The organism is Spirillospora sp. NPDC048823 (genome assembly GCF_043198445.1).
In the GTDB taxonomy this organism is placed as follows: domain Bacteria; phylum Actinomycetota; class Actinomycetes; order Streptosporangiales; family Streptosporangiaceae; genus Spirillospora.
Genome location: NZ_JBICUT010000014.1, coordinates 190,167 through 215,845 on the forward strand (window position 1 = coordinate 190,167; position 25,679 = coordinate 215,845).

The 25,679-nt window shown below is 71.0% G+C and carries 23 protein-coding genes and 1 pseudogene; 15 read left to right on the forward strand and 9 right to left on the reverse strand.

From position 1 onward, the window contains the following. Positions 1–40: 40 nt before the first annotated feature. The 6 genes from ACGFK0_RS28395 to ACGFK0_RS28420 are packed head-to-tail and all read right to left on the reverse strand — an operon-like array spanning position 41 to position 6,890. Positions 41–604, reverse strand: coding sequence for a hypothetical protein (locus ACGFK0_RS28395; protein ID WP_392910154.1), 564 nt, complete (start codon positions 602–604; stop codon positions 41–43). After that, the gene (locus ACGFK0_RS28400; protein ID WP_392910156.1) at positions 601–1,830 is read right to left on the reverse strand and encodes a glycosyltransferase; all 1,230 of its coding nucleotides are present in this window, start codon (positions 1,828–1,830) and stop codon (positions 601–603) included. Before ACGFK0_RS28400 ends, ACGFK0_RS28395 begins: the two co-directional genes overlap by 4 nt. Further along, entirely contained in the window at positions 1,827–3,140 is a 1,314-nt protein-coding gene (locus ACGFK0_RS28405) for a nucleotide sugar dehydrogenase (RefSeq protein ID WP_392910158.1), read from the reverse strand. Before ACGFK0_RS28405 ends, ACGFK0_RS28400 begins: the two co-directional genes overlap by 4 nt. Positions 3,141–3,143: 3 nt before the next feature. After that, on the reverse strand, positions 3,144–4,754 hold the full coding sequence (locus tag ACGFK0_RS28410) for a glycosyltransferase family 2 protein (RefSeq protein WP_392910160.1): 1,611 nt from the start codon (positions 4,752–4,754) through the stop codon (positions 3,144–3,146). Beyond that, positions 4,744–5,760 carry a Gfo/Idh/MocA family protein gene (locus ACGFK0_RS28415; RefSeq protein ID WP_392910162.1) on the reverse strand — a complete coding sequence of 339 codons (1,017 nt, stop codon included), beginning with the start codon at positions 5,758–5,760 and terminating at the stop codon, positions 4,744–4,746. The genes ACGFK0_RS28410 and ACGFK0_RS28415 overlap by 11 nt, the downstream gene beginning before the upstream one ends. Further along, positions 5,757–6,890 carry a DegT/DnrJ/EryC1/StrS family aminotransferase gene (locus ACGFK0_RS28420; protein ID WP_392910164.1) on the reverse strand — a complete coding sequence of 378 codons (1,134 nt, stop codon included), beginning with the start codon at positions 6,888–6,890 and terminating at the stop codon, positions 5,757–5,759. Before ACGFK0_RS28420 ends, ACGFK0_RS28415 begins: the two co-directional genes overlap by 4 nt. Before the next feature lie 294 nt (positions 6,891–7,184). Between ACGFK0_RS28420 and ACGFK0_RS28425 the strand changes: the two genes are divergently transcribed. The 11 genes from ACGFK0_RS28425 (at position 7,185) to ACGFK0_RS28475 (ending at position 17,978) form a co-directional block, all read left to right on the forward strand. Beyond that, the gene (locus ACGFK0_RS28425; protein WP_392910166.1) at positions 7,185–8,378 is read left to right on the forward strand and encodes a sensor histidine kinase; all 1,194 of its coding nucleotides are present in this window, start codon (positions 7,185–7,187) and stop codon (positions 8,376–8,378) included. Positions 8,379–8,509: 131 nt separating this feature from the next. Then, positions 8,510–9,262, forward strand: coding sequence for a LytR/AlgR family response regulator transcription factor (locus ACGFK0_RS28430; protein WP_392910168.1), 753 nt, complete (start codon positions 8,510–8,512; stop codon positions 9,260–9,262). Positions 9,263–9,345: 83 nt separating this feature from the next. Further along, on the forward strand, positions 9,346–9,834 hold the full coding sequence (locus tag ACGFK0_RS28435; RefSeq protein ID WP_392910170.1) for a hypothetical protein: 489 nt from the start codon (positions 9,346–9,348) through the stop codon (positions 9,832–9,834). Further along, positions 9,831–11,558, forward strand: coding sequence for a cation acetate symporter (locus ACGFK0_RS28440; RefSeq protein WP_392910172.1), 1,728 nt, complete (start codon positions 9,831–9,833; stop codon positions 11,556–11,558). Before ACGFK0_RS28435 ends, ACGFK0_RS28440 begins: the two co-directional genes overlap by 4 nt. A 289-nt stretch (positions 11,559–11,847) precedes the next feature. Continuing rightward, positions 11,848–12,198, forward strand: coding sequence for a DUF485 domain-containing protein (locus ACGFK0_RS28445; protein ID WP_392910174.1), 351 nt, complete (start codon positions 11,848–11,850; stop codon positions 12,196–12,198). Then, the gene (locus ACGFK0_RS28450; RefSeq protein ID WP_392910176.1) at positions 12,195–13,805 is read left to right on the forward strand and encodes a cation acetate symporter; all 1,611 of its coding nucleotides are present in this window, start codon (positions 12,195–12,197) and stop codon (positions 13,803–13,805) included. The genes ACGFK0_RS28445 and ACGFK0_RS28450 overlap by 4 nt, the downstream gene beginning before the upstream one ends. 605 nt (positions 13,806–14,410) lie before the next feature. Beyond that, positions 14,411–15,946: an ATP-binding protein gene (locus tag ACGFK0_RS28455; RefSeq protein WP_392910179.1), complete on the forward strand. Its 1,536-nt coding sequence runs from the start codon at positions 14,411–14,413 to the stop codon at positions 15,944–15,946. 29 nt (positions 15,947–15,975) lie between these two features. Then, positions 15,976–16,410 (forward strand): roadblock/LC7 domain-containing protein, encoded by a 435-nt coding sequence (locus ACGFK0_RS28460; protein ID WP_392910181.1) that lies wholly within the window; start codon positions 15,976–15,978, stop codon positions 16,408–16,410. Then, positions 16,407–16,772, forward strand: coding sequence for a DUF742 domain-containing protein (locus tag ACGFK0_RS28465; protein WP_392910184.1), 366 nt, complete (start codon positions 16,407–16,409; stop codon positions 16,770–16,772). Before ACGFK0_RS28460 ends, ACGFK0_RS28465 begins: the two co-directional genes overlap by 4 nt. Continuing rightward, the gene (locus ACGFK0_RS28470; RefSeq protein ID WP_392910186.1) at positions 16,753–17,334 is read left to right on the forward strand and encodes an ATP/GTP-binding protein; all 582 of its coding nucleotides are present in this window, start codon (positions 16,753–16,755) and stop codon (positions 17,332–17,334) included. The genes ACGFK0_RS28465 and ACGFK0_RS28470 overlap by 20 nt, the downstream gene beginning before the upstream one ends. A gap of 59 nt (positions 17,335–17,393) precedes the next feature. Continuing rightward, positions 17,394–17,978 carry a GAF domain-containing protein gene (locus ACGFK0_RS28475; RefSeq protein WP_392910188.1) on the forward strand — a complete coding sequence of 195 codons (585 nt, stop codon included), beginning with the start codon at positions 17,394–17,396 and terminating at the stop codon, positions 17,976–17,978. Between the two features lie 15 nt (positions 17,979–17,993). On the opposite strand, the gene ACGFK0_RS28480 is transcribed toward ACGFK0_RS28475, so the two are convergent. Continuing rightward, positions 17,994–19,517, reverse strand: a complete 1,524-nt coding sequence (locus ACGFK0_RS28480) for an acyl-CoA dehydrogenase family protein (protein ID WP_392910190.1) — start codon at positions 19,515–19,517, stop codon at positions 17,994–17,996. A gap of 401 nt (positions 19,518–19,918) precedes the next feature. Between ACGFK0_RS28480 and ACGFK0_RS28485 the strand changes: the two genes are divergently transcribed. The 4 genes and pseudogenes from ACGFK0_RS28485 (at position 19,919) to ACGFK0_RS28500 (ending at position 22,528) form a co-directional block, all read left to right on the forward strand. Next, on the forward strand, positions 19,919–20,338 hold the full coding sequence (locus ACGFK0_RS28485; protein ID WP_392910192.1) for a PGPGW domain-containing protein: 420 nt from the start codon (positions 19,919–19,921) through the stop codon (positions 20,336–20,338). Between the two features lie 143 nt (positions 20,339–20,481). Next, positions 20,482–20,838, forward strand: a complete 357-nt coding sequence (locus ACGFK0_RS28490) for a hypothetical protein (protein WP_392910193.1) — start codon at positions 20,482–20,484, stop codon at positions 20,836–20,838. Positions 20,839–20,952: 114 nt separating this feature from the next. Continuing rightward, positions 20,953–21,114, forward strand: a pseudogene (locus tag ACGFK0_RS28495) (SAM-dependent methyltransferase); the annotation flags it as partial. Positions 21,115–21,388: 274 nt separating this feature from the next. Then, positions 21,389–22,528 (forward strand): flavin-containing monooxygenase, encoded by a 1,140-nt coding sequence (locus ACGFK0_RS28500; protein ID WP_392910194.1) that lies wholly within the window; start codon positions 21,389–21,391, stop codon positions 22,526–22,528. 80 nt (positions 22,529–22,608) lie between these two features. On the opposite strand, the gene ACGFK0_RS28505 is transcribed toward ACGFK0_RS28500, so the two are convergent. Together ACGFK0_RS28505 and ACGFK0_RS28510 are read right to left on the reverse strand one after the other, a co-directional pair. After that, positions 22,609–24,159: a long-chain fatty acid--CoA ligase gene (locus ACGFK0_RS28505; RefSeq protein WP_392910196.1), complete on the reverse strand. Its 1,551-nt coding sequence runs from the start codon at positions 24,157–24,159 to the stop codon at positions 22,609–22,611. Continuing rightward, complete coding sequence (locus tag ACGFK0_RS28510) at positions 24,146–25,504, reverse strand: PucR family transcriptional regulator (RefSeq protein ID WP_392910198.1); 1,359 nt, start codon at positions 25,502–25,504, stop codon at positions 24,146–24,148. The genes ACGFK0_RS28505 and ACGFK0_RS28510 overlap by 14 nt, the downstream gene beginning before the upstream one ends. Positions 25,505–25,679 lie beyond the last annotated feature (175 nt).

Sequence of the window (25,679 nt, forward strand, 5' to 3'; positions counted from 1 at the left end):
CTCCTCCATCGCTCCTCCCGGAGCATCGGTTTCGCGAAGATCAGCGGGCCTGACGGGGCCGGTACGGCAGGGCGCCTCGCGCTACCTGGTCGGGTTTCGCCGGGGCGTAGAAGGCCACGTCGAGACGGCGTCCCGGGCCCTTGGCCACCAGTTCGGCGGCGGGTGTGAGGGATTGCGGGTCCGCGACCACGACCAGGTCCGGGGATCCACCGGCCAGCACGGCCCGGCGCACGGCCCGGGTGCGGACCACGGCGGGGTCGCGCCGGTAGATCCGCGCCAGCCCCCGGTCGACGGGACGCGCGACGCGCCGCCGGAACGCGCGGTCGAGCCGTTCACCCCATTCGCGCAGCGGCCCTCGCGCACACACGCGGAAAAGCAGTCTCGGTATGCGGAAAAGCAGGAGCGAGACCGCGGCCGGACGGTAGCTCTGCTCCAGCACCGGCAGCTCGACGACCACGACACCGTCCGGAAGCGGGTCCTTCTCCCAGCTGGACGGCCGGTCGAGCAGGACGGTCGCGGTGCCGCCCCCGGCGACCACACGCCCCGACTCGGCGACCACCGCTGTGCGGCGGGTCGCCCCGAGGGCCAGGAACACGACGTTCACGTCCGCCTCCCGTCGGTGGCCACGGCGGCCTCTGGAAACCAGCGCCGGTGGTGCGCTTCGGCGACCGTGCGGTACCCGTAGCGTTCGGCCAGGACCGCGCGGGCCTTCCCGAGGTCGAGACCGTCCGGGAAGCGTTTCCTCAGCCGGCGGTATCCGGCGGCGATCGTCTCCGGGTCGTCGTCCACGTCGATCAGCTCTCCGGCGGCGGCCTCGACACCGGCCAGGGTGATCTCCGGGCCGCCGCAGCGGGTGACCAGGACCGGCAGCCCGGCGGCCACGGCTTCGACGATCGAAACGCCGAACGTCTCACCCCGGGACGGGTGGACGAGCAGGTCGTGGTCCTTCATCCGGCGCAGGGTTTCGTCAGGTGAGAGCGCCCCGGTCATGCTCACGGCGCCGTCGATTCCGAGTTCGGTGGCACGGCGTTTCAGCCGGGGAGCGAGCTTGCCCGTGCCCACCAGTGTCAGTGTCAGCGCCGGGTCATCTGCCAGGCACTCGGCGAACGCCTCCAGCAGGAGGTCGACACCCTTGTGCTCGGTGAGGTTGCCCACGTAGAGCCAGCGGCGCAACCCGGTGACGGGACGCGGCCGGGGCAGATCGAAGGACACCGGGTTCGGGACCAGCTCGATCTTGCCCGCGTGCTCCGGAAACGTTTCGGCCAGCGGGTTCCGTACCGTCTCGCCGACCGCGAAGAAACCGGTGCATCGATCGAGAACCTGCTCGTACATCTCCCGTGATTCGGGTTGTTCCAGCAGCGTCGTGAGATACGAGGCGTGCTCGGTGACGAACACGCGCGCGTCGGGCCGGGCGTTCTCCAGTGCCGTCCAGCCGCCGCGCAGGCCGACGTGCGCGTGCACGACCGCCGCCGGTATCGGCTTCCCGCCGAGCGCCTCGCGGAGCCAGTTCGCATGGTGGCGGGCCCGCTCGGCGAAGCTGCCCCCCGTGGGGACGGGATCGGGGACCGGGACACGCCACAGTTCGGCCCCGGCGACGGCCGGCTCCGGGCGGAACGCGCGTGGCAGCAGCACACGATGTGCGTCGGACGCCGCGGCGAGGACGGTCGGATCCGGCATCCGCCACGCGTCGGTGTGATAAATGGTGACCGCGTCGCACGCCGGCGCCGTGGCTTCGACCATCGCCTGGACGAAGACCCCCGCGAAGGCTCGGTCCGCGGACGGATACCAGGGGGTGACGACCGCGACCTGGCGGTCGGCCGGTTCGCTCACCGATCCATCCCGTGGGCCCGGTCGGCGGAGCCGCCGATGACGACGTGTTCCACGCCGGTCCAGCGGGCCGGGTCGGTGATGCGGCGTCCGTCGACGAGGGCCTTGACGCCGGGCAGGTCGTCCGGTGCCAGGTCACGGTAGGCGGCGTGGTCGGCCTGGACGATCGCGGCGGTCACCGGTTCGCCGCGGTGCGGGGGCAGGCCGAGGGCTTCCAGTTCCTGCGGCGTGTACATCGGGTCGGAGACGTAGGGGACGGCTCCGCGTGCGCGCAGCGCTTGGACGGTGGGGAAGACGCCGGAGAAGGCGGTCTCCTTGACGCCGCCCCGGTAGGCCGCGCCGAGGACGAGCACGGGTGCGCCCGTGAGGTCGCCGTAGGCGCCGGTGAGGAGGCCGACGGCGTACTCGGGCATCGCGGTGTTGGCGTCGCGGGCGGCGCGGACGACGGTCGCGTCCGGGTCGTTCCACAGGTACATCCGCGGATAGACCGGGATGCAGTGTCCGCCGACGGCGATGCCGGGCCGGTGGATGTGGCTGTAGGGCTGGGTGTTGCACGCCTCGATCACCTTGGTGACGTCCACCCCGACGGTGTCGGCGTAGCGGGCGAACTGGTTGGCCAGGCCGATGTTGACGTCGCGGTAGGTGGTCTCGGCGAGCTTGGCCAGTTCGGCCGCCTCTGCCGAGCCGAGGTCCCAGACGCCGTTGGGTCGGTCCAGGTCGGGCCGGTCGTCGAAGTCGAGGACCTGCTGGTAGAACTCCACGCCGCGCGCGGCGGACGCGTCGTCGATGCCGCCGACGAGTTTGGGGTAGCGGCGCAGGTCGGCGAACACCCGGCCGGTCAGCACCCGTTCGGGGCTGAACACCAGGTGGAAGCCGGTGCCGGCGGTCAGGCCGGAGCCCTCCGCCAGCATCGGGGCCCAGCGGTCGCGGGTGGTGCCGACCGGGAGTGTCGTTTCGTAGCTGATCAGCGTTCCGGGGCGCAGTCCCGCCGCGATCGACCGGGTGGCGGCGTCCATCCAGCCGAAGTCGGGTGTGCCTTCTCCGTCCACGAACAGCGGGACGACCACGATGACGGCGTCGGACTCGGCGACGGCCGCCGCCGTGTCGGTCGTGGCCGTCAGCAGCCCCGCCCGGACCGCCTCGCCGAGGTGGAGGCCGAGGTCGGCCTCGCCGGGGAACGGCTCGCGGGCGGCGTTGACGTCGGCGACGACGCGTTCGTCCACGTCGGCGCCGATCACGCGGTGGCCCTTGCGGGCGAACTGGACCGCCAGCGGAAGACCGATCTTCCCGAGCGCGACCACGCAGATCCGCATGTGCTACTTACCTCCAAGGGACGTCGCGCGCCGGACCCTGCGGGCCACGGCCCGGGCCGGACGCACCGGTCGCGTCTCGATCACCGTGCCGGGTTTGTCGGCCTGGGTCACCGACAACCGGTGGGGCCTGGCGCGATGCCAGACCAGTTCGCCGCGCGGGCCGGAAAGGTCGGCCGGCACGGGGATGTCGTGTGTCCGCCCGGACGCGTCAACGGCCAGCCGCAGGGTGTGCCTCGTCCTGGCGGGCCCGACGAGCAGCGCCAGGGGAATCCGGACCGTGAACGTCAGCCCCTCCTCGCCCGCGGCCCGGTCGACGGCGTTCAGCTCCACGCGCTGCTCGGTACCGCGCCCGGCGAGGGTGAGGCGGACGGTCGCCGGGTCCTCGGCGCCGGGACCGGTGAAGGGCGTCCGGACGGTGACCTCCAGGTCTCCCCCCGCGTGTCGCGCGCCGACCGCCCGGACCTCGTCCAGCAACCGCCTGCGCAGCCCCTTCGTGATCTCGTACAGCTCGCCCGGCAGGTTCGCGTCCGGATCCTCGAACCCCTGGTAGGCGTAGTACGCGCGCCCCTCCTTGAGCGCGATGGGGAACCGCTTCCCGTCCGCGTCCGCCTGGATGGCGTCGCACAGCCGGTCGACCTCGCCGTGCTGCGCAAGGCGCAGCCGGACACGGCGCCGGATCGGCAGCAGCGCCAGGACCTCGTCGGATACGTGCCGCTCGACGAGGGCGCCGACGCGTGCGCACACGTCGCGCCGCGCGTCGTCGTCGAGCTGGAGCAGGCCCTCACGGAGCGGCTTCGTCAGTTCCCACTTGGCGTGCCGGTGGGTGATCCTGTCCCGTCGCGGTCCCGGCTCGATCAGCCCGGCGACGAAATCGAAGAGCCGCTCGGCGCACTCCAGCCGGGTGTAGACGTCCACGGTGCCCTGCGTGATGTTGCCGTCGTCCTCGCGGAGCATCGCGTAGTAGCAGGTGTAGTCGGCCAGCACCGAGATCTTCCCGGCGCGTACGCACGCCTCGATGGTGAAGGGCTGGTCGCTGCCGATCCGCATGTGCTCGGGAAAGCGCAGCTTGTGCCGTTCCACCAGGTCGCGGCGGAAGAGCTTGCAATTGGACAGCAGCCAGGGAAGCGGGGAGTCGTACAGGTCGACGTCGGGGCGGTTCTCGGTGAACAGATCCTGCCGTATCTCCCGCCCGTTGACGCCCTCCATCTTGCCGACGAGGACGTCCGAGCCCCACTCGTCGGCCGCCGCCACCATCCGCTCCAGCGCCTCGGGGCCGAGGTGGTCGTCGGCGCCGACGAAGTAGACGTAGCGGCCGGACGCCACGTCCAGGGCCCGGTTGCTGGGGGCGGCGGGGCCGCCCGAGTTCGGCTGCCGCAGCACCGTGACGACGTCCGGGTACTCCTCGGCGAACCGGTCGAGTTCGGCTCCGCCGCCGTCGGTGGAGCCGTCGTCGACCGCGACGACCTCCATGCGGTCGCGGCCGATGCTCTGCCCCACCAGCGACTCCAGGCAGGTGGTGAGGTACGGCATCGTGTTGTAGACGGCGACGACGACGCTGACGTCGGGTTCCCGCGTGCCGGACGGCCCGGCGGTCTCCGGGGTCTCAGACGGCACCGAGAGCCTCCGGGGCCTTGAGCGTGACGCTCTCCCCGAGCCTCGCCGACTCCAGGACGGCGGCGGACACCTCGACCGTCCGCAGGCCCTGCCGCAGCGTCACGATGTCGCCGCCGCCCGCGAGGAACGCGTCCCGGAACCGCTCGTGCTCGACCAGCAGCGGTTCCCGCTTCGGGATCGCGTACCGGATCATGTCGCCCTCGGAGACGCCGCGGAACGTCCGCAGCACCTCCCATTCGGTGCTCACCTCGCCGTTGGCGTAGAACGTGAGGTCCGCCGTGAGCGTGTCGGCGACGAAGCAGCCGCGCAGCCCGGTGACGACGGTGGTGCGCTCCTTGAGCGGGCTCAGCCAGTTCACCAGGTGGTTGACCATGGAGCCGTCGGACAGCCGCCCGACGGCCGCGACCATGTCCTCGTGCGGGCGTCCGCTGCGCGCCACCGTGTGCGCGCAGACCGACACGTAGTCCTGGCCGGTCACCCACGCGGTCAGGTCGATGTCGTGCGTGGCGAGGTCCTTGACGACGCCGACGTCCGAGATCCGGTGCGGGAACGGCCCCTGCCGGCGGGTGACGACCTGGAACACCTCGCCCAGCTCACCCGCCTCCAGCCGGGCCCGCATGCTCTGCAGCGCCGGGTTGTAGCGTTCGATGTGGCCGACGCCGGCGACCAGCCCGCGCGACTCGAACGCCGTCACCAGCCGCTCGGCCGCCTCCACCGAGTCCGCCAGGGGCTTCTCGATCAGCGCGCCGACCCCGGCCTCGGCCAGCGCCAGCCCGACCTCCTCGTGCAGCGCCGTCGGGCACGCCACCACCGCGTAGTCGATGCCGAGCGCCAGCAGGTCCGGAAGCGTCTCCAGCAGCCGGACGCCGTGCGGCGCGCTGCCCGGCTGCCCCGCCGGGTCGACGACCCCGACGAGGTCGACGCCGTCGAGCCCGGACAGGACCCGTGCGTGGTTGCGTCCCATCACGCCGAGCCCGACCAGGCCCGCGCGCAGCGGCGCGCTCACTTCGCGTCCCCGGTCGCGGCGCCGGTTCCGCCGGCGGTCTCGTTCACGGCGTCGGCGACGCGCGCCAGGTCGTCCTCGGTGAGCGAGGGATGCACCGGCAGGGACAGCACCTGCGCCGCCGCCCGCTCCGTCTCCGGCAGGTCCCACCGCGGATCGGGCCGCCCGTCCTTCAGGTAGGGCTTCAGCCGGTGGACGGGCGTCGGGTAGTAGACGGCGTTGCCGACCCGCCGCTCCTCCAGGTGCCGCTGGACGGCGTCGCGGTCGCCCGGCACCCGGACGGTGTACTGGTGGTAGACGTGCCGGGCGCCGGCCGCGACCGGCGGCGTGACCGCCGCGGTGATCTTCGCGTCCAGGAACCCGGCGTTCGCGCGGCGCCGGTCGGTCCAGCCGGGCAGCCGCTTGAGCTGCTCGCGCCCGATGGCCGCGGCGACGTCGGTGAGCCGCAGGTTGGCGCCGACGACCTCGTTGGCGTAGCGCTGCTCCATGCCCTGGTTGCGCAGCAGCCGCATCGTCCGGGCCGTCTCCGCGTCGGCGGTGGTGATCATGCCGCCTTCGAGGGCGTGCATGTTCTTGGTCGGGTAGAAGCTGAAGCAGCCCACCGTCCCCATCGCTCCCGCCGGGGTGCCGTTCAGGGCGGCGGCGTGCGCCTGGCAGGCGTCCTCGACGACGGCGAGCCCGTGCTGCTCCGCAAGGGGGCCGATGCGGTCCATGGCGGCCGGGTGGCCGTAGAGGTGCACCGGCATGATGGCGGCCGTGCGCGGTCCGATCGCCGCGGCGACGGCGTCCGGGTCGAGGCAGAACGAGTCCGGGTCGATGTCGGCGAAGACGGGTTCGGCGCCGGCGAGGCGGACGGCGTTGGCCGTGGCCGCGAACGTGAACGAGGGGACGATGACCTCGTCGCCGGGGCCGACGCCCAGCGCCCACAGGCTCAGGTGCAGCGCCGACGTTCCGGAGTTGACGGCGACGCAGTGCCGTCCCGCCACGAGCGCGGAGAACTCCTCCTCGAACGCGGCGACCTCCGGTCCCTGGACGACGCGTCCGCTGCGCAGCACGCGCACCGCGGCCTCGATCTCGGCTTCCCCGATCACCGGACTCGCCGCGGGGATGGGCTCTTCCGACTCCACGGGCATGCACAGGCTCCTTACCGCTGGGGACGTGTCGGCCTCATGGCTTCCTTGCCTGGCGGGAAACGGCGCACGACTGCGCGCGTACAAACTGGGGAAGACTCGCCCGACGCACGGATTCTAGCCAAAATGGGCGGTGATGAGGACGTTCCCCCTTCATTGGCTCCCACGGGGGAGGACGCCGGGTCGCGCGGTCGTCACGGCCGGGGGCCGCCGCCCGGCGGACGTTTCCCCGGAACGCGCCGAGGAGGCCGGGTGATCAAGGTCACAGACGGTGGCGACGCGGCGTAGGTTTGCGGGATGAACGTGGTCATTGCCGTCATCGCGACGCTGCTGGTGACGTGGATTCCGGCGCTGGTGTGGTGGCGGCGGCAGGGACGCGGCGGTGACCTGGGCGGGCCCGCGCGGCGCGCGACGTTCGAGACGCTGCACACCGCGTCCCGGGCCGCGCCCGCGTTCCGGGCCGGGCTGACCGAGCAGGGCGCGCAGAAGGCCGCCCGGCAACTGCGGGCCCTGCTCGACTGCGCCGCGCTGGCGATCACCGACGGAGAGCGGCTGCTGGCCTGGGACGGGGAACACGACCACCACGCGGAGGAAGGCCCCAACCACGCCGAGGTCACCCTGAACAACGGGCGCACCCAGGTCCACGACGTGACCTGCGACCGGCTGGACTGCCCGATCCGGCGGGTCGTGGTGGTGCCCCTCGCCACCGACGACCGCGTCATCGGGACGCTCGCCGCCTACGGGGAGGACACCCCCGCCGGCCTTATCCGCGCCGCCGAGGAGGTCGCCCAGTGGGTGGACGCACAGCTCGAGCTGGCCGAACTCGACCACTCGCGGACGCTGCTGATGGAGGCGGAGATGCGGGCGCTGCGGGCCCAGATCTCACCGCACTTCATCTACAACTCGCTGACCACCATCGCCTCGTTCGTCCGGTCCGACCCCGAGCGGGCCCGGGAGCTGCTGCTGGAGTTCGCCGGGTTCACCCGCTACTCGTTCCGGCGGCACGGCGACTTCACCACGCTCGCCGAGGAACTGCGCTCCATCGACCGGTACCTGCTGCTGCAGCGCGCCCGGTTCGGGGAGCAGCTCCGGGTGACGCTGCGGATCGCGCCCGAGGTGCTGCCGGTCGCCGTGCCGTTCCTGTCCCTGCAGCCGCTCGTGGAGAACGCCGTCCGGCACGGCCTGCAGGACAGGTCGGAGCCCGGGCTCATCACGATCGTCGCCGAGGACGCCGGATCCGACTGCGTGATCAGCGTGGAGGACGACGGGATCGGCATGGACCCCGACGACGTCCGGCGCCTGCTGGCGGGCGAGGTGCGCCCGCCGACCGACGACGGCGACGCGGCCGGGATCGGGCTCGCCAACGTCGACGACCGGCTGCGGCAGGTGTACGGCGACGAGTACGGGCTCGCCGTCGAGACCGGGCCGGGCGCCGGCACGAAGGTCATCGTCCGCGTGCCCAAGTACCGGCCCGGCGTGACCGCGTCCTGAGGCGTGACCGCGTCCTGAGGTGTGACCGTGCGCGTGCCCAAGTACCGGCCCGGCGTGACCGCGTCCTGAGCTCTTGACTCTCGGGCGTGCATTGACTGGAATGTCCGTGCTACGTGGGAAGGGACGGTGTCGTGGGCCTACGTGTCCTGGCCGTGGACGACGAGGCGCCCGCGCTGGACGACCTCGTGCACCTGCTGAGCGCCCACCCGCGCATCGGCGAGATCCACACCGCCCGGGACGGCGCCGCCGCGCTCCGCAAACTCGACCGGGCCCTCGCCGAGGGACGTCCCATCGCCGCGGTCTTCCTCGACATCCGGATGCCCGGCCTGGACGGCACCGTCCTCGGCCGGGTGCTGGCGCAGTTCGCCCGCGCGCCGAAGATCGTCTTCGTCACCGCCTACGAGGGCCACGCCGTCGACGCGTTCGAGATCAAGGCGACGGACTACATCCTCAAGCCGGTCCGGCCCGAGCGGCTGAACGAGGCCATCAGGCGCGTGACCGAGGCCACCGACGAGGACGACGACGAGGCCGCGGACCCGGCCGAGCCGGAGCCGATGCCCGTCGAGCTGGGCGGGGTCACCCGGTTCGTCACCCCCGCCGAGGTTCTTTACGTCGAGGCGCAGGGCGACTACGCGCGGCTGCACACGTCCACCGGAAGCCATCTGGTGCGGATCCCGCTGGCCGCGCTGAGCGAACGCTGGACCGGCGCCGGGTTCGTCCGGGTGCACCGCAGCCACCTGGTCGCGCTGTCGGCGATCAAGGAGCTGCGGCTGGACTCGGGGCGCTGCACCGTCCTGGTCGGCGACGCGGAGCTGCCGGTCAGCCGCAGGCACGTGCGTGAGCTGCGCGACCTGCTCGTGCGCAGGGCGAGGCGATCCCCCTGAGCCCCGGCGAGCCCGCCCCAGGCGAGCCGCCTCCCGCCGGGCCCGCTCCGAATGGGCCGGGTCCGGGCGAGCGGCCGACCGCGATGGCGCCCGGCCGGGTCCTGGTGACCGGGCCGCGGACCCGCGCCGTCCGCCGGCCCCGCTACCCCGTCACCCTGGAGATCGACGAGCAGACCGGTCTCGGCGAGGCGTACATGCGCTCGCTGCTGCGCACCCAGCTCCGGCTCGCGCTCAGGCTGTGCCTGGTGCTGGCCGCCGTGGTGATCGGGCTGCCGCTGCTGTTCGTCCTGGCCCCCGAAGTGCGCGAACAGGAACTGCTCGGCCTGCCGCTGCCGTGGGTGGTGCTCGGCGGGCTGATCTACCCGTGGTTCGTGGCCTGCGGCTGGTGGTACGTCCGGCAGGCCGAACGCAACGAGGACGACTTCGCCGAACTGGTCGACCGGACCCCGGCCCTCAACGACATGCCCGCCGCCGGTGACGTGCCCGCCGCCGGTGACACGCCCGCCGCCGGTGACGTGCCGGCCGCGGGTGACGTGCCCGACTCCCGTGACGCGTCCGCCGGCCGGCCATGAACGCCGCCTACGGACTCGCCGGGGTCCTGCTGGTCGTCGTCGCCACCATCCTCATCGGCGTGCTCGGGCGCATCTCCCGCACCACCTCCGACTTCTATGTGGCGTCCCGCACGGTCACGCCGCTGCGCAACGCGTCGGCGATCGGCGGCGAATACCTGTCCGCCGCGTCGTTCCTCGGCATCGCCGGGCTCATCCTCGCCTACGGCGCCGACATGCTGTGGCTGCCCGTCGGCTGGACGGGCGGCTACCTCGTCCTGCTCGTCCTGGTGTCGGCGCCGCTGCGCCGCTCCGGCGCGTACACGCTGCCGGACTTCGCCGAGGCGCGGCTGGAGTCCATGTCGGTGCGCCGCGTCGCCAGCATCCTCGTCGTGCTGATCAGCTGGCTGTACCTGCTGCCCCAGTTCCAGAGCGCCGGGCTGGTGCTGCGGACGGTGACGGGCTGGCCGGTGTGGACGGGCGGCGTCCTCGTCGCCGTCGTCGTCGCCGTCAACGTCCTCGTCGGCGGCATGCGCAGCGTCACCCTCGTCCAGGCGTTCCAGTACTGGATGAAGCTCACGGCGCTCGCCGTCCCGCTGATCTTCCTGCTGCTGGCCTGGCGGTACGACGGCGCGCCCGGCCTGTCGGGGGACACGCCGCCGCAGTTCGCCGACCGCACCACCGTCTCCGTCGGCCTCGCCGTCACCGTCGACGTCACGACCCCCATCCAGGTCGTCGTGGACGGGCGGGTGGACGGGCGGCCCTACGACGCGGCCCCGCTCACCCTGAACCCCGGCCCGCATCACATCGCGCAGAACACGTCCGTCACGTTCCCCGCCGGCGCCGACGTGCCCCACGTGAGCGACCGGCCCGTCACCACCGACCACGAGTGGGCGATGCCGCTGGACGGCCGCCCCCACTCCCTCTACGCCACGTACTCGCTGATCCTCGCCACGTTCCTCGGGACGATGGGGCTCCCGCACGTCCTCGTGCGCTTCTACACCAACCCCGACGGGCGGGCCGCGCGCCGCACGACCGTGATGGTGCTGTCCCTGCTCGGCGCCTTCTACCTGCTGCCCGCCCTGTACGGGGCGCTCGGACGCCTCTACACCCCCGAACTGCTGATGACGGGACGCGCCGACGCCGTCGTCCTCACCCTCCCCGGGCGGCTCATCGGCGGCGCCGGCGGCGACCTCCTCGGCGCGCTGGTGACCGGCGGCGCGGTCGCGGCGTTCCTGTCCACCTCGTCCGGGATCACCGTGTCCGTCGCCGGGGTGATCGCGCAGGACATCCTGCGCGGCGGGGTGCGCTCGTTCCGCGTCGGCACGCTGCTCGCACTCGTCGTCCCCCTCACGCTGGCGATCACGGCCCGTTCGCTCCCCGTCGCCGACGTCGTCGGGCTGGCGTTCGCCGTCGCCGCGTCCACGTTCTGCCCGCTGCTGGTCCTCGGCGTCTGGTGGCGGAAACTGACCGTGCCGGGCGCGCTCGCCGGCCTCACCGCCGGCGGCGTCCTCGCCGGCACCGCGGTGATCGTGACGATCGCGGCGGGGCCGCCGGGCGGGTTCATCGGCGCGCTGCTCGCCGAACCCGCCGCCTGGACGGTCCCGGTCGCGTTCGCCACCATGATCGTCGTGTCGTGGTGCACGCCGGGACGGGTACCGCCCGGCGTCGCGCGCATGATGGTGCGCCTGCATACACCGGAGTCGCTCGCTGTCGACCGCGGGACGTGGCGACCGAAACGGGTGTGACCGTGCGCCTGCATGCGCCGGAGTCGCTGGCCGTGGACCGCGGGACGTGGCGACCGAAACGGGTGTGACCGTGCGCCTGCACACGCCGGAGTCGCTCGCTGTCGACCGTGGGACGTGGCGAAACGGGTGTGACCGTTCATCGCGTCAAACGAACCGTTCACCGACAGGGCTCGCAGACCAGCGACGATGAACGGCAGCTGAACGCAGCCCCGCGCCCGCCCCCTCGATCGTTCCCGGCCTCGTCCATACCGTGGCGCGTGACCGGCGTCACAAAAGAGGAGGGGCGGTCGTGTCCGTCGATAAGAACGCCTCCGGCACCGTATATGAACGGTTCCAGAGCACCACGGAGTTCCAGGATCTCCGGCGCAGATTCCGTAGATTCGCATTTCCCATGACCGCGGCATTCCTCAGCTGGTACCTGCTCTACGTCGTGATGTCCGGGTGGGCGCGCGGCTTCATGGGCAAGGAAGTCGGCCCGTTCAACATCGCCCTGTACTTCGGGCTGCTTCAGTTCGTGTCGACGTTCGCCATCGCGTGGCTTTACTCGCGGCACGCCGAGCGCAACCTCGACGCGGCCGCCGACAAGATCCGCGCGGACATCGAAGCCGAGACCGCCGGGACCGCGGAGGAGGCCCGATGAGCCACGAAACCCTGTCGATCCTGCTGTTCGTCTCCTTCGTCGCCGCCACGCTGGCGATCACCGTCTGGGCCAGCCGGAACACCAAGGACGCCACCGACTTCTACGCGGGCGGCCGCTCCTTCTCCGGCGCGCAGAACGGACTCGCGATCGGCGGCGACTACATGTCCGCCGCGTCCTTCCTCGGCATCGCCGGGCTCATCGCGCTTTACGGCTATGACGGGTTCCTGTACTCGATCGGGTTCCTCGTCGCCTGGCTCGTGGCGCTGCTGCTCGTCGCGGAACTGCTGCGGAACTCGGGCCGGTTCACGATGGCGGACGTGCTGGCGTTCCGGATGAGCCCCCGTCCCGTCCGCACCGCCGCCGGCGTCTCCACCATCGTCGTGTCGATCTTCTACCTGCTGGCGCAGATGGTCGGCGCGGGCGCCCTGGTCGTCCTGCTGTTCGGCTTCACCAGCGAGTTCGCCAAGGGCGCCACGATCGCGATGGTCGGCATCCTGATGATCGTGTACGTCGTGTTCGGCGGCATGAAGGGCACCACCTGGGTCCAGATCGTCAAGGCGTGCCTGCTGATGACGGGCGCGACCCTCGTGACGATCCTGGTCCTCGCCGAGTTCGGCTTCAACCTGTCCAGCCTGCTGAACGACGCGGCGGCGCAGAGCGGCGAGGGCGGGAAGTTCCTGGAGCCCGGCCTGCGGTACGGCACCGAGGAGCAGGGCCTGTCCGGCAAGCTCGACCTGATCAGCCTCGGCCTGGCCCTCGTCCTCGGCACCGCCGGGCTGCCGCACATCCTGATCCGCTTCTACACCGTTCCGACGGCCCGCGACGCCCGCAAGTCCGTGATGTGGGGCATCGGGATCATCGGCGCCTTCTACCTGCTCAGCCTCGTCCTCGGCTTCGGCGCCGCCGCCCTCGTGGGCAGCGACGAGATCCGCGCCGAGAACGCGGCGGGCAACACCGCGGCACCGCAACTCGCCGAACGCGTCGGCGAACTCGTGTTCGGTTCCGCGGGCGGCACGATCCTGCTGGCGGTGATCGCGGCGGTCGCGTTCGCGACGATCCTGGCGGTCGTGTCCGGTCTCACCCTGGCGTCGTCCTCGTCGTTCGCCCACGACCTGTACGCCCACGTGTTCCGCAAGGGCAAGGCCACCGAGCGCGAAGAGGTCCGCGTCGCCCGCATCTCCGCCTTCGTCATCGGCGCCGTCGCGATCGTCCTCGGCATCTTCGCCCAGCGCCTGAACGTGGCGTTCCTCGTCGCCCTGGCCTTCGCGGTCGCCGCGTCCGGAAACCTGCCCGCGATCCTCTACAGCCTGTTCTGGAAGCGGTTCAACACCCAGGGCGCCGTCTCCGCGATCTACGGCGGTCTCGGCTCGGCGATCTTCCTGGTCGCCTTCTCCCCGGTCGTCTCCGGTTCCGAGAAGGCCCTGTTCACCGACTCCGACTGGAGCTGGTTCCCGCTGAGCAACCCGGGGATCATCTCCATTCCGTTCGGCTTCCTGGCCGGCTTCATCGGCACCGTTCTCAGTAAGGAGTTCAACGCGGCCAAGTACGCCGAGATCGAGGTCCGCTCCCTCACCGGTGCGGGTGCCGAAGAGGCGACCAAACACTGAGATCTGCCGCGCGGGCGACCGTCGCCCGGTCCCGCGCGGCCCGCGGCCCCGCCCCCCGCCCCGGGGCGGGGCCGCCCCCTGTCATCCCCCGTTCCGTGCGTGAGATCGGTTCTACCACCCGTCAGCCGCCCCGTATCGCATCACCGACCGCCCTTTCCATCGTTTGCAGCTGTCCCTTTCGTTGAACCGGCTTGCGGTGCCCGGTGACGATGGCCGTCAAGTAGGGCGAAACTTGGACATTTCCGGACGGATTGCTAAATACTGCCCATGGGCCGCCGGAACTTCGGCAATCCGCACTTCCTTGATGGGGCGTTGTGTCAGCCTAGATACGAGCTGTACACGTATGCGTACGCGTCACTCAGAATCGTGATCTTGCTGTCGACGCACCGAGGACGCCGATGCCTGACTTCTTCGAACCTGCCGCCGGCGCCGAGCACCAGGACGTCCGACGAACCGGCAGGTCGCTGACCCGTGGTGAACGCCGGAAGAGCAGTGGTCGACAGAGCGGCATACGCGCCTTTCACCTGACCATTTCCTTGGTTCCCGCCGCCATTGTGGGACTTCTCGGCCTCGCCGCCGTGGCGGTCCTGTACGACGGAGACGCCGTGAGCCGCCAGACGCGCCTGCTGCTCGCCATGGCGGTCGTAGGGGCCGCGATCACCCTGGGAGCCGCCGTCGCGGCGGCGGAGGCGGCGACCCGCCGGGTGCATCAGCAGCGCACCCGATCGGCCGTCCACCTGCAGCGGCGGCTGGGCGAGCTGGGTTTCCTGGTAGCCCGCGGCCGGCGGGACCTGCAGAGGCTGGCCGAGGGGCTCAGCACCGGTGAGAAGGCCGCACCGTGCAGCGAGGACCTCCCCGTCCCCGACACCGGCGACGCCGTCATGCTCCTCACGTACGAGCTGCAAAGGGCCCAGGCCGCGGCCTGGAACGCCATGCTCGACGTCGCGAGCCGCGAACCCGCCGGCGACGTCGGCCAGCGGGTCGGCGTCTACGTCAACCTCGCCCGGCGGATGCAGTCGCTGTCCCACCGGGCCATCCAGGGCCTCGACGCCCTGGAGAACCAGGTCGAGGACCCGGACCTCCTCAAAGGGTTGTTCAAGGTAGACCACCTCAACACCCGCCTGCGCCGCCAGGCCGAGAGCCTCGCCGTGCTCGGCGGCACCCCGTCGCGCCGCCAGTGGACCAAGCCGGTGACCGTGTACGAGGTGCTGCGCTCGGCCATCGCCGAGGTGGAGCACTACCACCGCGTCAAGGTGGTGCCGCCCATCGACGGGAACCTGCACGGCGGTGCGGTCGCGGACGTCGTCCATCTGCTGGCCGAACTCATCGAGAACGCGACCAAGTTCTCCCCGCCGGAGACGCAGGTGCTCATCCGCGTCGAGAACGTCAGCGCGGGCCTGGCCATCGAGGTCGAGGACCGCGGCCTCGGCATTCCGCGGGGGGACCAGCGGCGGCTGAACGCCCTGCTCGCCGAACCCGAGCGGGCCGACCCCGACGAACTGCTGAAGGACGGGCGCATCGGACTCCTCGTGGTCTCCGCGCTCGCTCGCCGCCACAAGACCCGCGTGCAGCTCCAGGGCAATGTCTACGGCGGCACACAGGCCATCGTCGTCGTGCCCAAGGAACTGGACGGCAGCGACGCAGAGGAGGCCGAGGTGCGGTCCCAGACGAAAGCGGTGACCCCCCGGCCGGCTCCGCCGCAGGCCGTGTTGAGCGCATCGGTGCCCGCCGCGGCCTCACCCTCGCAGCCGGCGTCTCTCCCCGGCTTCGAGGAGGGCGTCGAGGCCCGGCCGAGTCTGACGTTCAGCGACCCCCATGTCCTCGATGCCCGGCTGCCCGACCCACCGGTCCCCGCGCACGACGAGCGCCCGGCCACGCCCGCGCAGCCGTCCGGCTCCCCGGCCGGAGTGCCGGACTCCGGCACCGGGCCGGGCCTTCCGGGCGCCCCCGGTGAACGGCCGCGGTTGCCGCAACGCCAGGCCCAGACCCACCTGGTGCCCGAACTGGCCACGGCCCCCGCTCTCCAAGAGGAAGAGCAGGAGATCGAACCGAACCCCCGGTTGATGGCGGCATTTCAGAAGGGCCTGCGCAGTGCTCAGGAGAATGACGCCGCTGCAGATGGTCCCGACGGTCCGAACTGACGAGGATCACGAATGATAAGGAGCGTCCATTGAGTGCTGTCTCCCCGAACCAGACCCAGGACCTTGCTTGGCTGTTGCGGGGGCTGGGCGAGGAGGTTCCGCTCATACGCGGCAGCGTGCTGCTGTCCTCCGATGGCATGCTGAAGGCGGCCTATGGCTTCGACCGCACCAGTGCGGAACAGTTCGCCGCGCTCGCGTCGGGCCTCTTCTCCATAGCGCGCAGCGCCGGAACGAAGTTCGACCACAGCAACGAGGTACGGCAGGTGGTGGCGGAGCTCAAATCCAGCCAGCTGTTCATCTCGTGGGCCGGTTCCAATTCCGTGCTGGCGGTGCTGGCGAAGGCGGAGGCCGACCCGGCCATCGTCGGTTTGGAGATGGTCCGGCTGATCAAGTCCGTGCAACCCTTCCTGCACACCGCGGCACGGTCGGCGGCATCGACCGTCAATGGAAATCGATCGCTATGACGGCCGGTTCCGACGAGGTCTGGCTCGACGAGGACGCCGGGCCGCTGATACGCCCGTACACGGTGACCGCCGGCCGCACCCATCCGACCGTCGACCTGGACCTGCTGTCCCTGGTGGTGGCGGCCGGCCCGCTTCCGCCGGCCATGGATCCGGAGCACGGCAAGGCGCTTGAGGTGTGCCGCACGCCGACCTCGGTCGCCGAGGTCGCGGCGCATCTGCGGCTTCCCGTGATCGTCACCAAGATCGTCCTTTCCGATCTGGTGGAGCGCAGGGCAATAGAGCTACAAACGGCTTATTCCGCGACCGACCCCACCGACCGAGCCCTTCTGGAGAAACTGCTCGATGGCCTACAGCGAGTCTGAGGTGCCCAGCACCCAGGTCAAGATTCTCATAGCGGGTGGTTTCGGCGTCGGGAAGACGACGTTCGTCGGTGCCGTGAGCGAGATCGAGCCGCTGAGCACCGAGGAACTCATCACCACGGCCAGCGTCGGAATCGACAACCTCGGAGGAGTGGAGGGCAAGTCGACCACGACCGTGGCGCTGGACTTCGGCAGAATCACGCTCGAACAGCACGGGATCGTTCTCTACCTGTTCGGAACTCCGGGGCAGCGGCGTTTCTGGTTCCTGTGGGACGAGTTGTCCGCCGGAGCGCTGGGCGCCATCGTGCTCGCCGACACCCGCCGCCTGGAAGACTGCTTCGAGGCCGTCGACTTCTTCGAGAACCGGGGAACCAAGTTCCTCGTCGCGGTGAACGAGTTCGACAACGCATACCGCTACGGACCCGACGAGGTGCGATCCGCCCTCGGACTCGGTCCGCGCGTGCCGATCGTGCTGTGCGACGCACGGGACCACCTCTCGGCCATTTCGGCGCTGAGGGCCCTGATCCAGCACCTTATCGCAGCCGCCTCCTCCGCCTCCGTCTGACGCAGAACCGCAATGATCATGCTCCGCCATCGCACACCCAGCCATACATGGAGGTCCCCGTGACGTATCAGTCCAGTGACCAGGAATACGAACTCTCCGCCCGTTCATTGATACCGACCGACCATGAGGCGTCCCAGCGTGCGGCGCGGCTGCGGGAGCTCGGCCTGGGGCAGGCACGGGAGCACGAGTTCGATGAGTTCGCCCATGAAGTCGCCGTGGACGCACAGAACCTCGTTGGGCTCCACAACACCCCGGTGGCCTTCGTGAACCTGGTCGGCGACGATCAGTTCATCGGCGGTGTCTACACACCGCCGGCCGCCGCGGCCGTCGTGGGAGGAATCCTCGGGGCGAGGATTCCCCTCAACGCGGGCTACTGCCCGCATGTCGTCGTCCGGCGCAAGGCGCTGATCCTCGACGACGTTCTCGACTATCCGCGCTTCGCCGGTAATCCGATCGTCGACAAGCTCATGGTCCGCAGCTATGCCGGAGCTCCGCTGACCGACCGCACGGGCACGGTTCTCGGCACGATCTGCGTCGTGGACAGCGAACCGCGCCCGTGGGGCAAGGCCGGGCTGGAACTCATGAAGCGGCGGGCGGCGGACCTGGTCGACCGGATCCACCGCCGCGAGGGCCTGCCGGGCTAGTCGCCCGGTACGTCGTCAGCCGACGGCGGTCGCCGCTTCGCCGCCGCCCTGGTCGTGTCGGATCGGGAACGGGGACGGGCTGCCGGACCCGGCGCCGACCGGCCGCGCCGTGCCATTGGTGTCGAGGATGCCGGTGGCCAGCAGGCGGAATTCCGCGGCGACACCGGCGATGTCGTTTCTGAGGAACTCGATGGCGTGCCGGACCCTGGCGGGGTCGGCGCCGGTCTCAGCGGCCCAGCCGAGGACCTGGGTGATCGCGAACAGGTAGGCGATGGCGCGGCCGGCCAGGACCTGATGTTCCTGGCTCAGGCGCTGATCGAGGAAGCTCAGGTCCGCCTGGAGCGTCGTGACGCCGGCCGCCGTGAGCGGCCATTCGGCCAGGAATCCGCTGAGCGGCCGGCCGGCCCGCCGGGTCAGGCAGTGCGCGGCGAGCTGCTGGCTGAGCATGTCGTTGTTGCCGTCGAAGACGGTGAAGACCCGTGAGTCCAGGAACGCCTGACCGGCGATGTTGGTGGGCGATCCGCAGCGGTAGCCTTCACCGCCGGTCAACTGCTGGTAGTGCTGTGCCGCGCTGACCATCCTCTCGGTGGCGACGGTTTTGAGGGCCTGTACGGCGGGGAACGCGGGGGTCATGTCGGCCTTGAGGTCCAGTGCCGTCTGCACGTAGTGGCTGAGCGCCTCGCAGATGGTGGCGGAGGTGTCGATGGCCGCGAGCCTGTAGTTCACGAACCCGATTTTCGACTGCAGCTTCCGCCCTATCTGGCGGCCGTCCGCGTACGCGTGCGCCTCGCGGCTGATGCGGCGCAGGAATCCGGCTCCCGCCGCCGCCAGCAGCGCCCGGGAACCCATGAACAGGTCCACCGAGTTCAGGCCGGTTTCCTCGGCGTCGATCCGCCGGTGCCGGGGGACGATCACGTCGATATCGTTGACTCCGTAGTCGAGCAGCTTCAATCCGAGTGCCTCGAACAGCTCGACGGTGCGGAATCCCTCGTTGCGCCTGACGACGAAGTAGCCGTACTCGCGGCGGTGTGCGTGCTTCGCGACGACCAGCCACCAGTGTGCGGAGGAACTCAGAGCCTGCCAGTGCTTGCGGCCGCGGATCCGGTAGCCTCCGTCGACCTCCTCGAAAGTGGTCGTCATGGCGGACAGGGCCGAGCCGGCGCCCGGTTCGGTGGCGGCGAGCCCGGCCGTCAGCGGCTCGCTGCCGGCGAACAACGGCAGCATCTCCTGTTTGACCTCGTCCCCGGCCCACTTCACGACGGGCAGGAGCGCCAGTGCCGTGTTGACGATCACGTACACGCCGAGCGCCAGGTTCCACTCGGAGGTGGTCTCGACGATCCGGCACATCTCGACGTGGTCGTCGCGGCCTCCGTACTCCTCGGGCAGAGTCGGAAGCCGGACCCCGGCTCTCACAAGGAGCGCCCAGCCGTCGGGGGAAAGGTACTCCTGCGGATAGGTCGCTGAATCGAACTTGGAGGCGACCGTGTCGATGCCGGCGAGGAACTCATGAGTTGACAGAGACAGTAGATCGTGCGTCATGGTGTCCGCTCTCACGGGGTCGGCCTGTCAGTGCAGGGGGAAGCCGTCGGGCTCTGGCGATCAAGAGCATGCTGAAGTCCGGTTCACTGGCAACAGCAGACCAATCAATCACCTTCCGATAAGTCCGATTTCAGGGCATACCTCATCGTCAATCGAGCGGTCACGTTGCACAAGGAACATCTGGCTTACCGTAAGTGTGCCCAAAAACCCGATACCTCGTGTGGCCTGCACACACTCACGGATCAGTAAGGTTTTTTCTCTGCGGGCAAGGGCCGCCCGATGCCCGGCCCGACCGGGTCCGGCGTGGCCGGTGACCCGGACAGGCCAGGGTCGTGGACCCCACCCCGCCGCCGTTAGCGTGGGACCGTGCGGGCGGTGGTCCCGCCGGACGGAGGGGGAGCATGGGATACGGGAGGTCCGCCAAACGCGGTGTGATGCTCGTCGTCGGCGGGACCGTTCTGCTGGCCGGCGTCTCGCTGCTCGTCCTGCCCGGCCCGGGGATGCTGATGGTGCTGGCCGGGCTGCTCATCCTCGCCCGCGAGTTCCCGTCGGTGAACCGCTTCGTCGAACCCGTCCGGATGCGGGCGATCCAGGCGGCGGAGGAGAGCGTCACCTCGTGGTGGCGCCTCACCGGGTCGGTGCTGACGGGGCTGGCCCTGATCGGGGCGGGTGTGCTGTGGGGTCTTGAGCCGAGGCTGCCGCTCAGCGGGTGGAGCACCGGGTCGGGCCTCATCCTGTCCGGAATCATCCTGTTCGCCCTCCTGTACTGGAGTTACCTGCGCGTCAAGGCGCGGCGGGCAGGGGTAAAACGGGACGGCTGAAACCGGCCGGACGAAGTTTGTCCGGCGGATTTGATCCGGCGAGCGGGTATGACCGTGCCATGGGTATGGGCATTGTTCTTCGAGTACTCGTCGCCGCTGGACTAGCGGCAGACGCCATCATCCACTGGCGTTTCGCGCCTGGCATGGCGCCGGGACCCAACACTCCGAGCGACACCATTCCAGGGGACACGCTGTTCTACGCCCAGGCGATCGCGGCCGCGGTGGCGGCCGTGCTCGTCCTGGTGTGGGCGCGCAGGTGGACGTACGCGATAGCGTTCCTGGTCGCCGCTAGCGCCGCCGGCGCCGTCCTGATCTACTACTTCGTCGACTTCGGGCAGCTCGGTCCGATTCCGCGCATGTACGACCCGTCGTGGTACGCGGACAAGACGATCAGCCTGGCGGGTGAGCTCATCGCCGCGATCGCCGCGCTGATCGGATTCTTCACCGTCGGGCGGACCCGGGACCGGGACAGCGAGTCAAGCGCCGTCCCGGCCCCCTGAGGCGGGGGTTCGCCTCGCGGAGGCGGGCGGAAGCACCGAAGGCCGTATCCGGCCGCACGCACTGTGTGCGGCCGGATACGCCAGTTCCTCGACGTCGGCACCGGCCTGCCCACCATGGACAACGTCCACCAGATCGCTCACCGGCAGGCGCCCGGCTCGCGCGTGGTCCACGTCGACAACGATCCGAACGTCTGCGTCCACGCCTGCGCGCTGCTGGCCGACGACCCCGGCACCGTCGCGGTCGTCGAGGAGGATCTGCGGCGCCCGGAGCGGATCCTGGCGCACCGCGAGACCCGCCGCCTGATCGATTTCGACGAGCCGCTGTGCGTCCTGGCTTCGACCCAGTCGGCGACGCGGCCCTGGAACCCCTTGGCCCGCTGCGCCGGATGGCGCCACGCCCAGTACCAGACGTTGCCGACGAGGTTGGTGGTCGTCTCGTTGCCCGCCCCGACCAGCAGGTGCAGGAACGCGATGATTCCAGCGCCGACACCGGCCACCCGTGCATCCTCGGACATTTTGTTGTTTCATGAAGTGTTGATATGTTCGCGCCATGTCCACCAACAGGTCCACCAACGGATCCGCAGGCACGTCCACCGGCACCGCACCGGTCGTCATCGTCGGCGGTGGCCAGGCCGGTCTGGCCACCGCGCACACCGTCCAGGCGCTGGGCATGGGACGCCCGGTCGTCCTGGAGGCCGCGGACCGGCCGGCCGGGTCATGGCCGCGGTACTACGACGGCCTCACCCTGTTCTCCCCGGCCCGGCGCAGTGCCCTGCCCGGCGCGCCCTTCCCCGGCGACCCCGACGGCTACCCCGCGCGTGACGATGTCGTCGCCTACCTCGCCGACTACGCGTCCCGCCTGGACGCCGACATCCGTACCGGTCACCGCGTCGAACGGGTGAGCGCCACGGGCTCCGGCGGGTTCGAGGCCGTCACGGTGGACGGCGAGGTCTTCGCCGCGCCGCTGGTGATCGCGGCGACGGGCGGGTTCAGCCGCCCGCACCGGCCGGAACTGCCGGGGCTGGACGCCTTCTCCGGCACGGTCCTGCACTCGGCCGAGTACCGGCGGCCCGAACCGTTCGCCGGGCGGCGGGTGGTGATAGTGGGCGGCGGGAACTCGGCCGTGCAGATCGCGATCGAGCTGGCCGCCCACGCGCGGGTCACCCTGGCCACCCGCCACCCGCTGCGCTTCATGGCGCAACGCGTCCTGGGACGGGACATTCACCTCTGGCTGCACCGGACCGGGCTCGACACCGCCGGCTGGGCGCGCCCGCTGCTGACCGGGGGCAAGGGCACCCCGGTCATGGACACCGGCACCTACCGGGACACCATCGCCAAGGGGAATCCCGACCGCCGCCCCATGTTCACACGCCTGGACGGCGACCAGGTCGTCTGGAGCGACCGGACCCGGGAGCGGGTGGACGTGGTGCTGCTGGCGACCGGGTACCGGCCGGGCGTGGAGTACCTGGACGGGCTCGGCGCGCTCGACGCCGGCGGGCGGCCACGTCACGACGGCGGTGTCTCCACCACCCATTCCGGGCTCGGGTACGTCGGGCTGGAGTGGCAGCGTTCGTTCGCCTCCGCCACGCTGCGCGGGGTCGCGGCGGACGCCCGCCACGTCCTGAACCGGCTGCGCAGGCAGGGGCGTCCGGGTGCTCGGCGGCCGGCGCGGGCCGGGCGTCCCGCGTGAGCGTGCCCGGCCAGGCCCCCGCACCGGCTCCGGGGGCCGGCCGTGCGCCGCCCGCCGGGAGCGACCGGCGGGCGCGGCCACTAGTCGTGCTGCCGCCTGGCCGGGGCGAGGCTGCCGGGGTGGTCGTCCGGCGACGCGGTGTCCGCCGCGGTGTCCGCCGCGGGGAACGGCCCGAGGGCACGCTTGAGGATCTTGCCGGTGGGGCTGGTCGGCATCTCGTCCACGAACCACACGCGCCGCGGATACTTGTACGCGGCCACCCGTTCCCTGACCCACAGGCGCAGCTCGTCCGCGGTCGCGGGGGCGCGCAGTGCCACGGCGGCCGCGATCTCCTCGCCGACCTCGGGATGAGGGAAGCCGATGACGGCGGCCTGGCGCACCGCGGGATGCTCGTACAGGACCTCCTCGACCTCCCGCGGATACACCGTGTAGCCCGCCCGGATGATCACGTCGCGGCGCCGGTCGACCAGGAAGAAGAACCCGTCGTCGTCGACCCGGCCAAGGTCGCCGGTGTGGAACCAGCCGTCGCGGATCGCGTCCGCGGTGGCCTCCGGGTTGTTCCAGTAGCCCTTCATCACGTTCGGCCCGCGCACGATGATCTCTCCGATCTCGCCGCACGGCAGCTCCCGGCCGTCGTCGCCGACGACCCGCATCTCCACCTCGCGGACCGGCTGCCCGATCGACCCCTGCCGGCGGCCCGGGCCACCCCGGTTGGACGCCGACAGCGGTGAGGTCTCGCTCAGCCCGTAGCCCTCGATGATCGGGCAGCCGTACCGCGTCTCGTACACGCGCAGCACGTCCAGTGGCATCGCCGCGCCGCCGGACACGCAGATCCGCAGCAGCGACAGGTCGGACACGCCCGGCTGGTCGAGCAGCGCGATGTACATGGCCGGGACGCCGTGGAACACCGTCACCCCGTCCCGCCGGATGATCTCCAGCGCGCGGCCCGCGTCGAACCGCGGCAGCAGGGTGAGCCGCCCGCCCGCGTGGATCGTGGCGTTGAGCGCGCACGTCTGGCCGAACGCGTGATACAGCGGGAGCGCGCCTAAGACGACGTCGTCCACGCCGAGCGCGAGCATCCGCGCCACCGTCTCGGCGTTGCCGGCGAGGTTGCCGTGGGTGAGCTCGATCCCCTTGGCGCGCCCCGTCGTCCCGGCGCTGTAGAGGATCACGGCGGTGTCGTCGGCGGCCCTCGGGACGATGTCGGGCTCGGGCGCCATCGTGCGCAGCAGCCTGCGGAACTCGCCCGGCACCACGAACATGAAGTCGGTCCGCGTGTCCGCCGTCCCCTCCTCGACGGTCTCCGCGTACGCGTGCCACGCGATCACCAGCCGGGCCCCGCTGTCGTCGAGATACGCGGCGATCTCCCGCCGCTTCAGCAGCGGATCGAGCGGGACGACCACCGCACCGATCCGCATGGCCCCGTAGTAGACGACGGCGAACTCGGGGACGTTCGGGAGCATCACGGCGACCCGGTCGCCGGGCCGGATCCCGCGTCTTCGCAGCAGCAGACCCGTCCGCGCGCTCAGCAGGTCCAGCGCGCGATAGCTGAGCCCCTCCCGGTCCAGAGTGAGAACCGTCCGTGCACCGAGCCGTTCGGCGGCGGTCCGGAGGCGCTCAGCGAGGTTCATGCGCCGACGGTACGTCGGCGGTCCCGTCCGTCTCATTGGTCGTGGAGACCAGTCTTTTCCGCCCGGAATTGGTGGCGGGTGGCAACACGTCCTGGAGGGCGATGGCGACCAGCAGATCGACCAGATCGGTGAAGTGCCGGAGGTTGCGGCCGGTCCGCTCCTGGATGCGGCGGAGCCGGTACTGGGCGGTGTTGTGGTGGATCTGCAGCTGTTCGGCCGCGGCGCGCAGGTTCAGGTCCGCGGCGGCGAACGCCCGGATCGTGGCGGTCAGCACCCCGCCGCGCATGCGGTCCTCCGACAGCAGTTCCGCGACCCGGGGATCGACCAGGTGCCGGGCGGTGTCGTCGGCCCGCAGCGCCATGTAGTCGAACGGCGAGATCCGCGGCAGCGCCGCCACACCGCCGTCCTCGGGCAGGTAGTCCAGGACGCTTCGCGCCTCCTGGTAGGCGCGGGGGATCTGCGCCATGCCCTCGACGACGGTGCTGATCCCCATCGCCAGGACGATGCCCTCGGCGAGGAGGTTCTCCTGGACGGCCTGGAGCCGGTCGCACAGCTTCCCGACGTCGCCGCCGGGGCCGAGCGACGGCACCGCCACGATCTCCGACTGCCGCACGACCGAGAGCGTGCGGTGCTTGCTGACCTCGGTCCGGGCGATCGCCGCGCACGCCGCGTGCTGGGCGTCCACCTGGGCCTCCGCCCCCACCAGGACGGCCGCCACCACCACCAGCGGGGTGCGCGAGTCGGGGTTCAGGCCGTGCGAGTGCGCGGTCGCGAGCTGCGGCCCGCGCGTGGGCGCCTCCCCGCCCAGCAGCAGCTCCACCAGGTCGCGGCTCTCCCGGACGGTCTCCGCCGCGGCGTACTGCTGGAACTCCGCGTACGCGTTGGCGGCGTGCGTGCTGGCGAAGTCGCAGTACCGCATCAGCGGGGACGCCAGCGTCAGCGCCGCCTCCTGACCGGCGTACGACCGGCCCGCGTGCTCGACGACCGCCTCCCAGAAGACCTGCTGGCCGACCCGGAAGGCGTTGATGTAGTCGGCCAGTGCGAATCCGGCCTGGGCGCGGCGCATCGAGGCGCGCCGCGTGAAGGCGATGTCCTCGAAGGTGACCGTGCGTTCCTCCAGGAGCACGGCGAGTTTGGTGCGGTAGTGCCGGCCCACCTGCTGGCGTACGTCGGCGCAGAAGTCGGCGCCCTTCGCGCTGTAGGCGGGGATCTCCTCGCGCATGGTCTCGACGGCCTTGTCCGCCAGCTCGTCGACGACGTGGAGCAGTTCGGCGAGGATTCGTGAGCGTTCGGTACGGAGTGTCTCCGTATCGCTGATCGTTCCCGTGCTGAGTGCAGCGGACATGTCCGGATGATTGCCGTCTATCTCTCCAGCGTCAACGGTCCGTGACACGTCCGAGACGCACGCTGTGCGGGACGGACAATACCCAGGTCACATCTTGGGTTCCCGTGCCCAATGTGCGCGCTGAGCGGCGGATTTTACGGTGAGGGCCCTGCTCCAGAACACCGTTCTGTGGCGA

What these genes read in the sequence shown, in the direction of transcription:
- ACGFK0_RS28405 (WP_392910158.1), bottom strand. Translation starts at nt 3,140, where the DNA reads ATGCGGATCTGCGTGGTCGCGCTCGGGAAGATCGGTCTTCCGCTGGCG.
- ACGFK0_RS28420 (WP_392910164.1), bottom strand. Translation starts at nt 6,890, where the DNA reads ATGCCCGTGGAGTCGGAAGAGCCCATCCCCGCGGCGAGTCCGGTGATC.
- ACGFK0_RS28425 (WP_392910166.1), top strand. Translation starts at nt 7,185, where the DNA reads ATGAACGTGGTCATTGCCGTCATCGCGACGCTGCTGGTGACGTGGATT.
- ACGFK0_RS28435 (WP_392910170.1), top strand. Translation starts at nt 9,346, where the DNA reads ATGGCGCCCGGCCGGGTCCTGGTGACCGGGCCGCGGACCCGCGCCGTC.
- ACGFK0_RS28440 (WP_392910172.1), top strand. Translation starts at nt 9,831, where the DNA reads ATGAACGCCGCCTACGGACTCGCCGGGGTCCTGCTGGTCGTCGTCGCC.
- ACGFK0_RS28450 (WP_392910176.1), top strand. Translation starts at nt 12,195, where the DNA reads ATGAGCCACGAAACCCTGTCGATCCTGCTGTTCGTCTCCTTCGTCGCC.
- ACGFK0_RS28465 (WP_392910184.1), top strand. Translation starts at nt 16,407, where the DNA reads ATGACGGCCGGTTCCGACGAGGTCTGGCTCGACGAGGACGCCGGGCCG.
- ACGFK0_RS28470 (WP_392910186.1), top strand. Translation starts at nt 16,753, where the DNA reads ATGGCCTACAGCGAGTCTGAGGTGCCCAGCACCCAGGTCAAGATTCTC.
- ACGFK0_RS28480 (WP_392910190.1), bottom strand. Translation starts at nt 19,517, where the DNA reads ATGACGCACGATCTACTGTCTCTGTCAACTCATGAGTTCCTCGCCGGC.
- ACGFK0_RS28485 (WP_392910192.1), top strand. Translation starts at nt 19,919, where the DNA reads ATGGGATACGGGAGGTCCGCCAAACGCGGTGTGATGCTCGTCGTCGGC.
- ACGFK0_RS28490 (WP_392910193.1), top strand. Translation starts at nt 20,482, where the DNA reads ATGGCGCCGGGACCCAACACTCCGAGCGACACCATTCCAGGGGACACG.
- ACGFK0_RS28500 (WP_392910194.1), top strand. Translation starts at nt 21,389, where the DNA reads ATGTCCACCAACAGGTCCACCAACGGATCCGCAGGCACGTCCACCGGC.
- ACGFK0_RS28505 (WP_392910196.1), bottom strand. Translation starts at nt 24,159, where the DNA reads ATGAACCTCGCTGAGCGCCTCCGGACCGCCGCCGAACGGCTCGGTGCA.
- ACGFK0_RS28510 (WP_392910198.1), bottom strand. Translation starts at nt 25,504, where the DNA reads ATGTCCGCTGCACTCAGCACGGGAACGATCAGCGATACGGAGACACTC.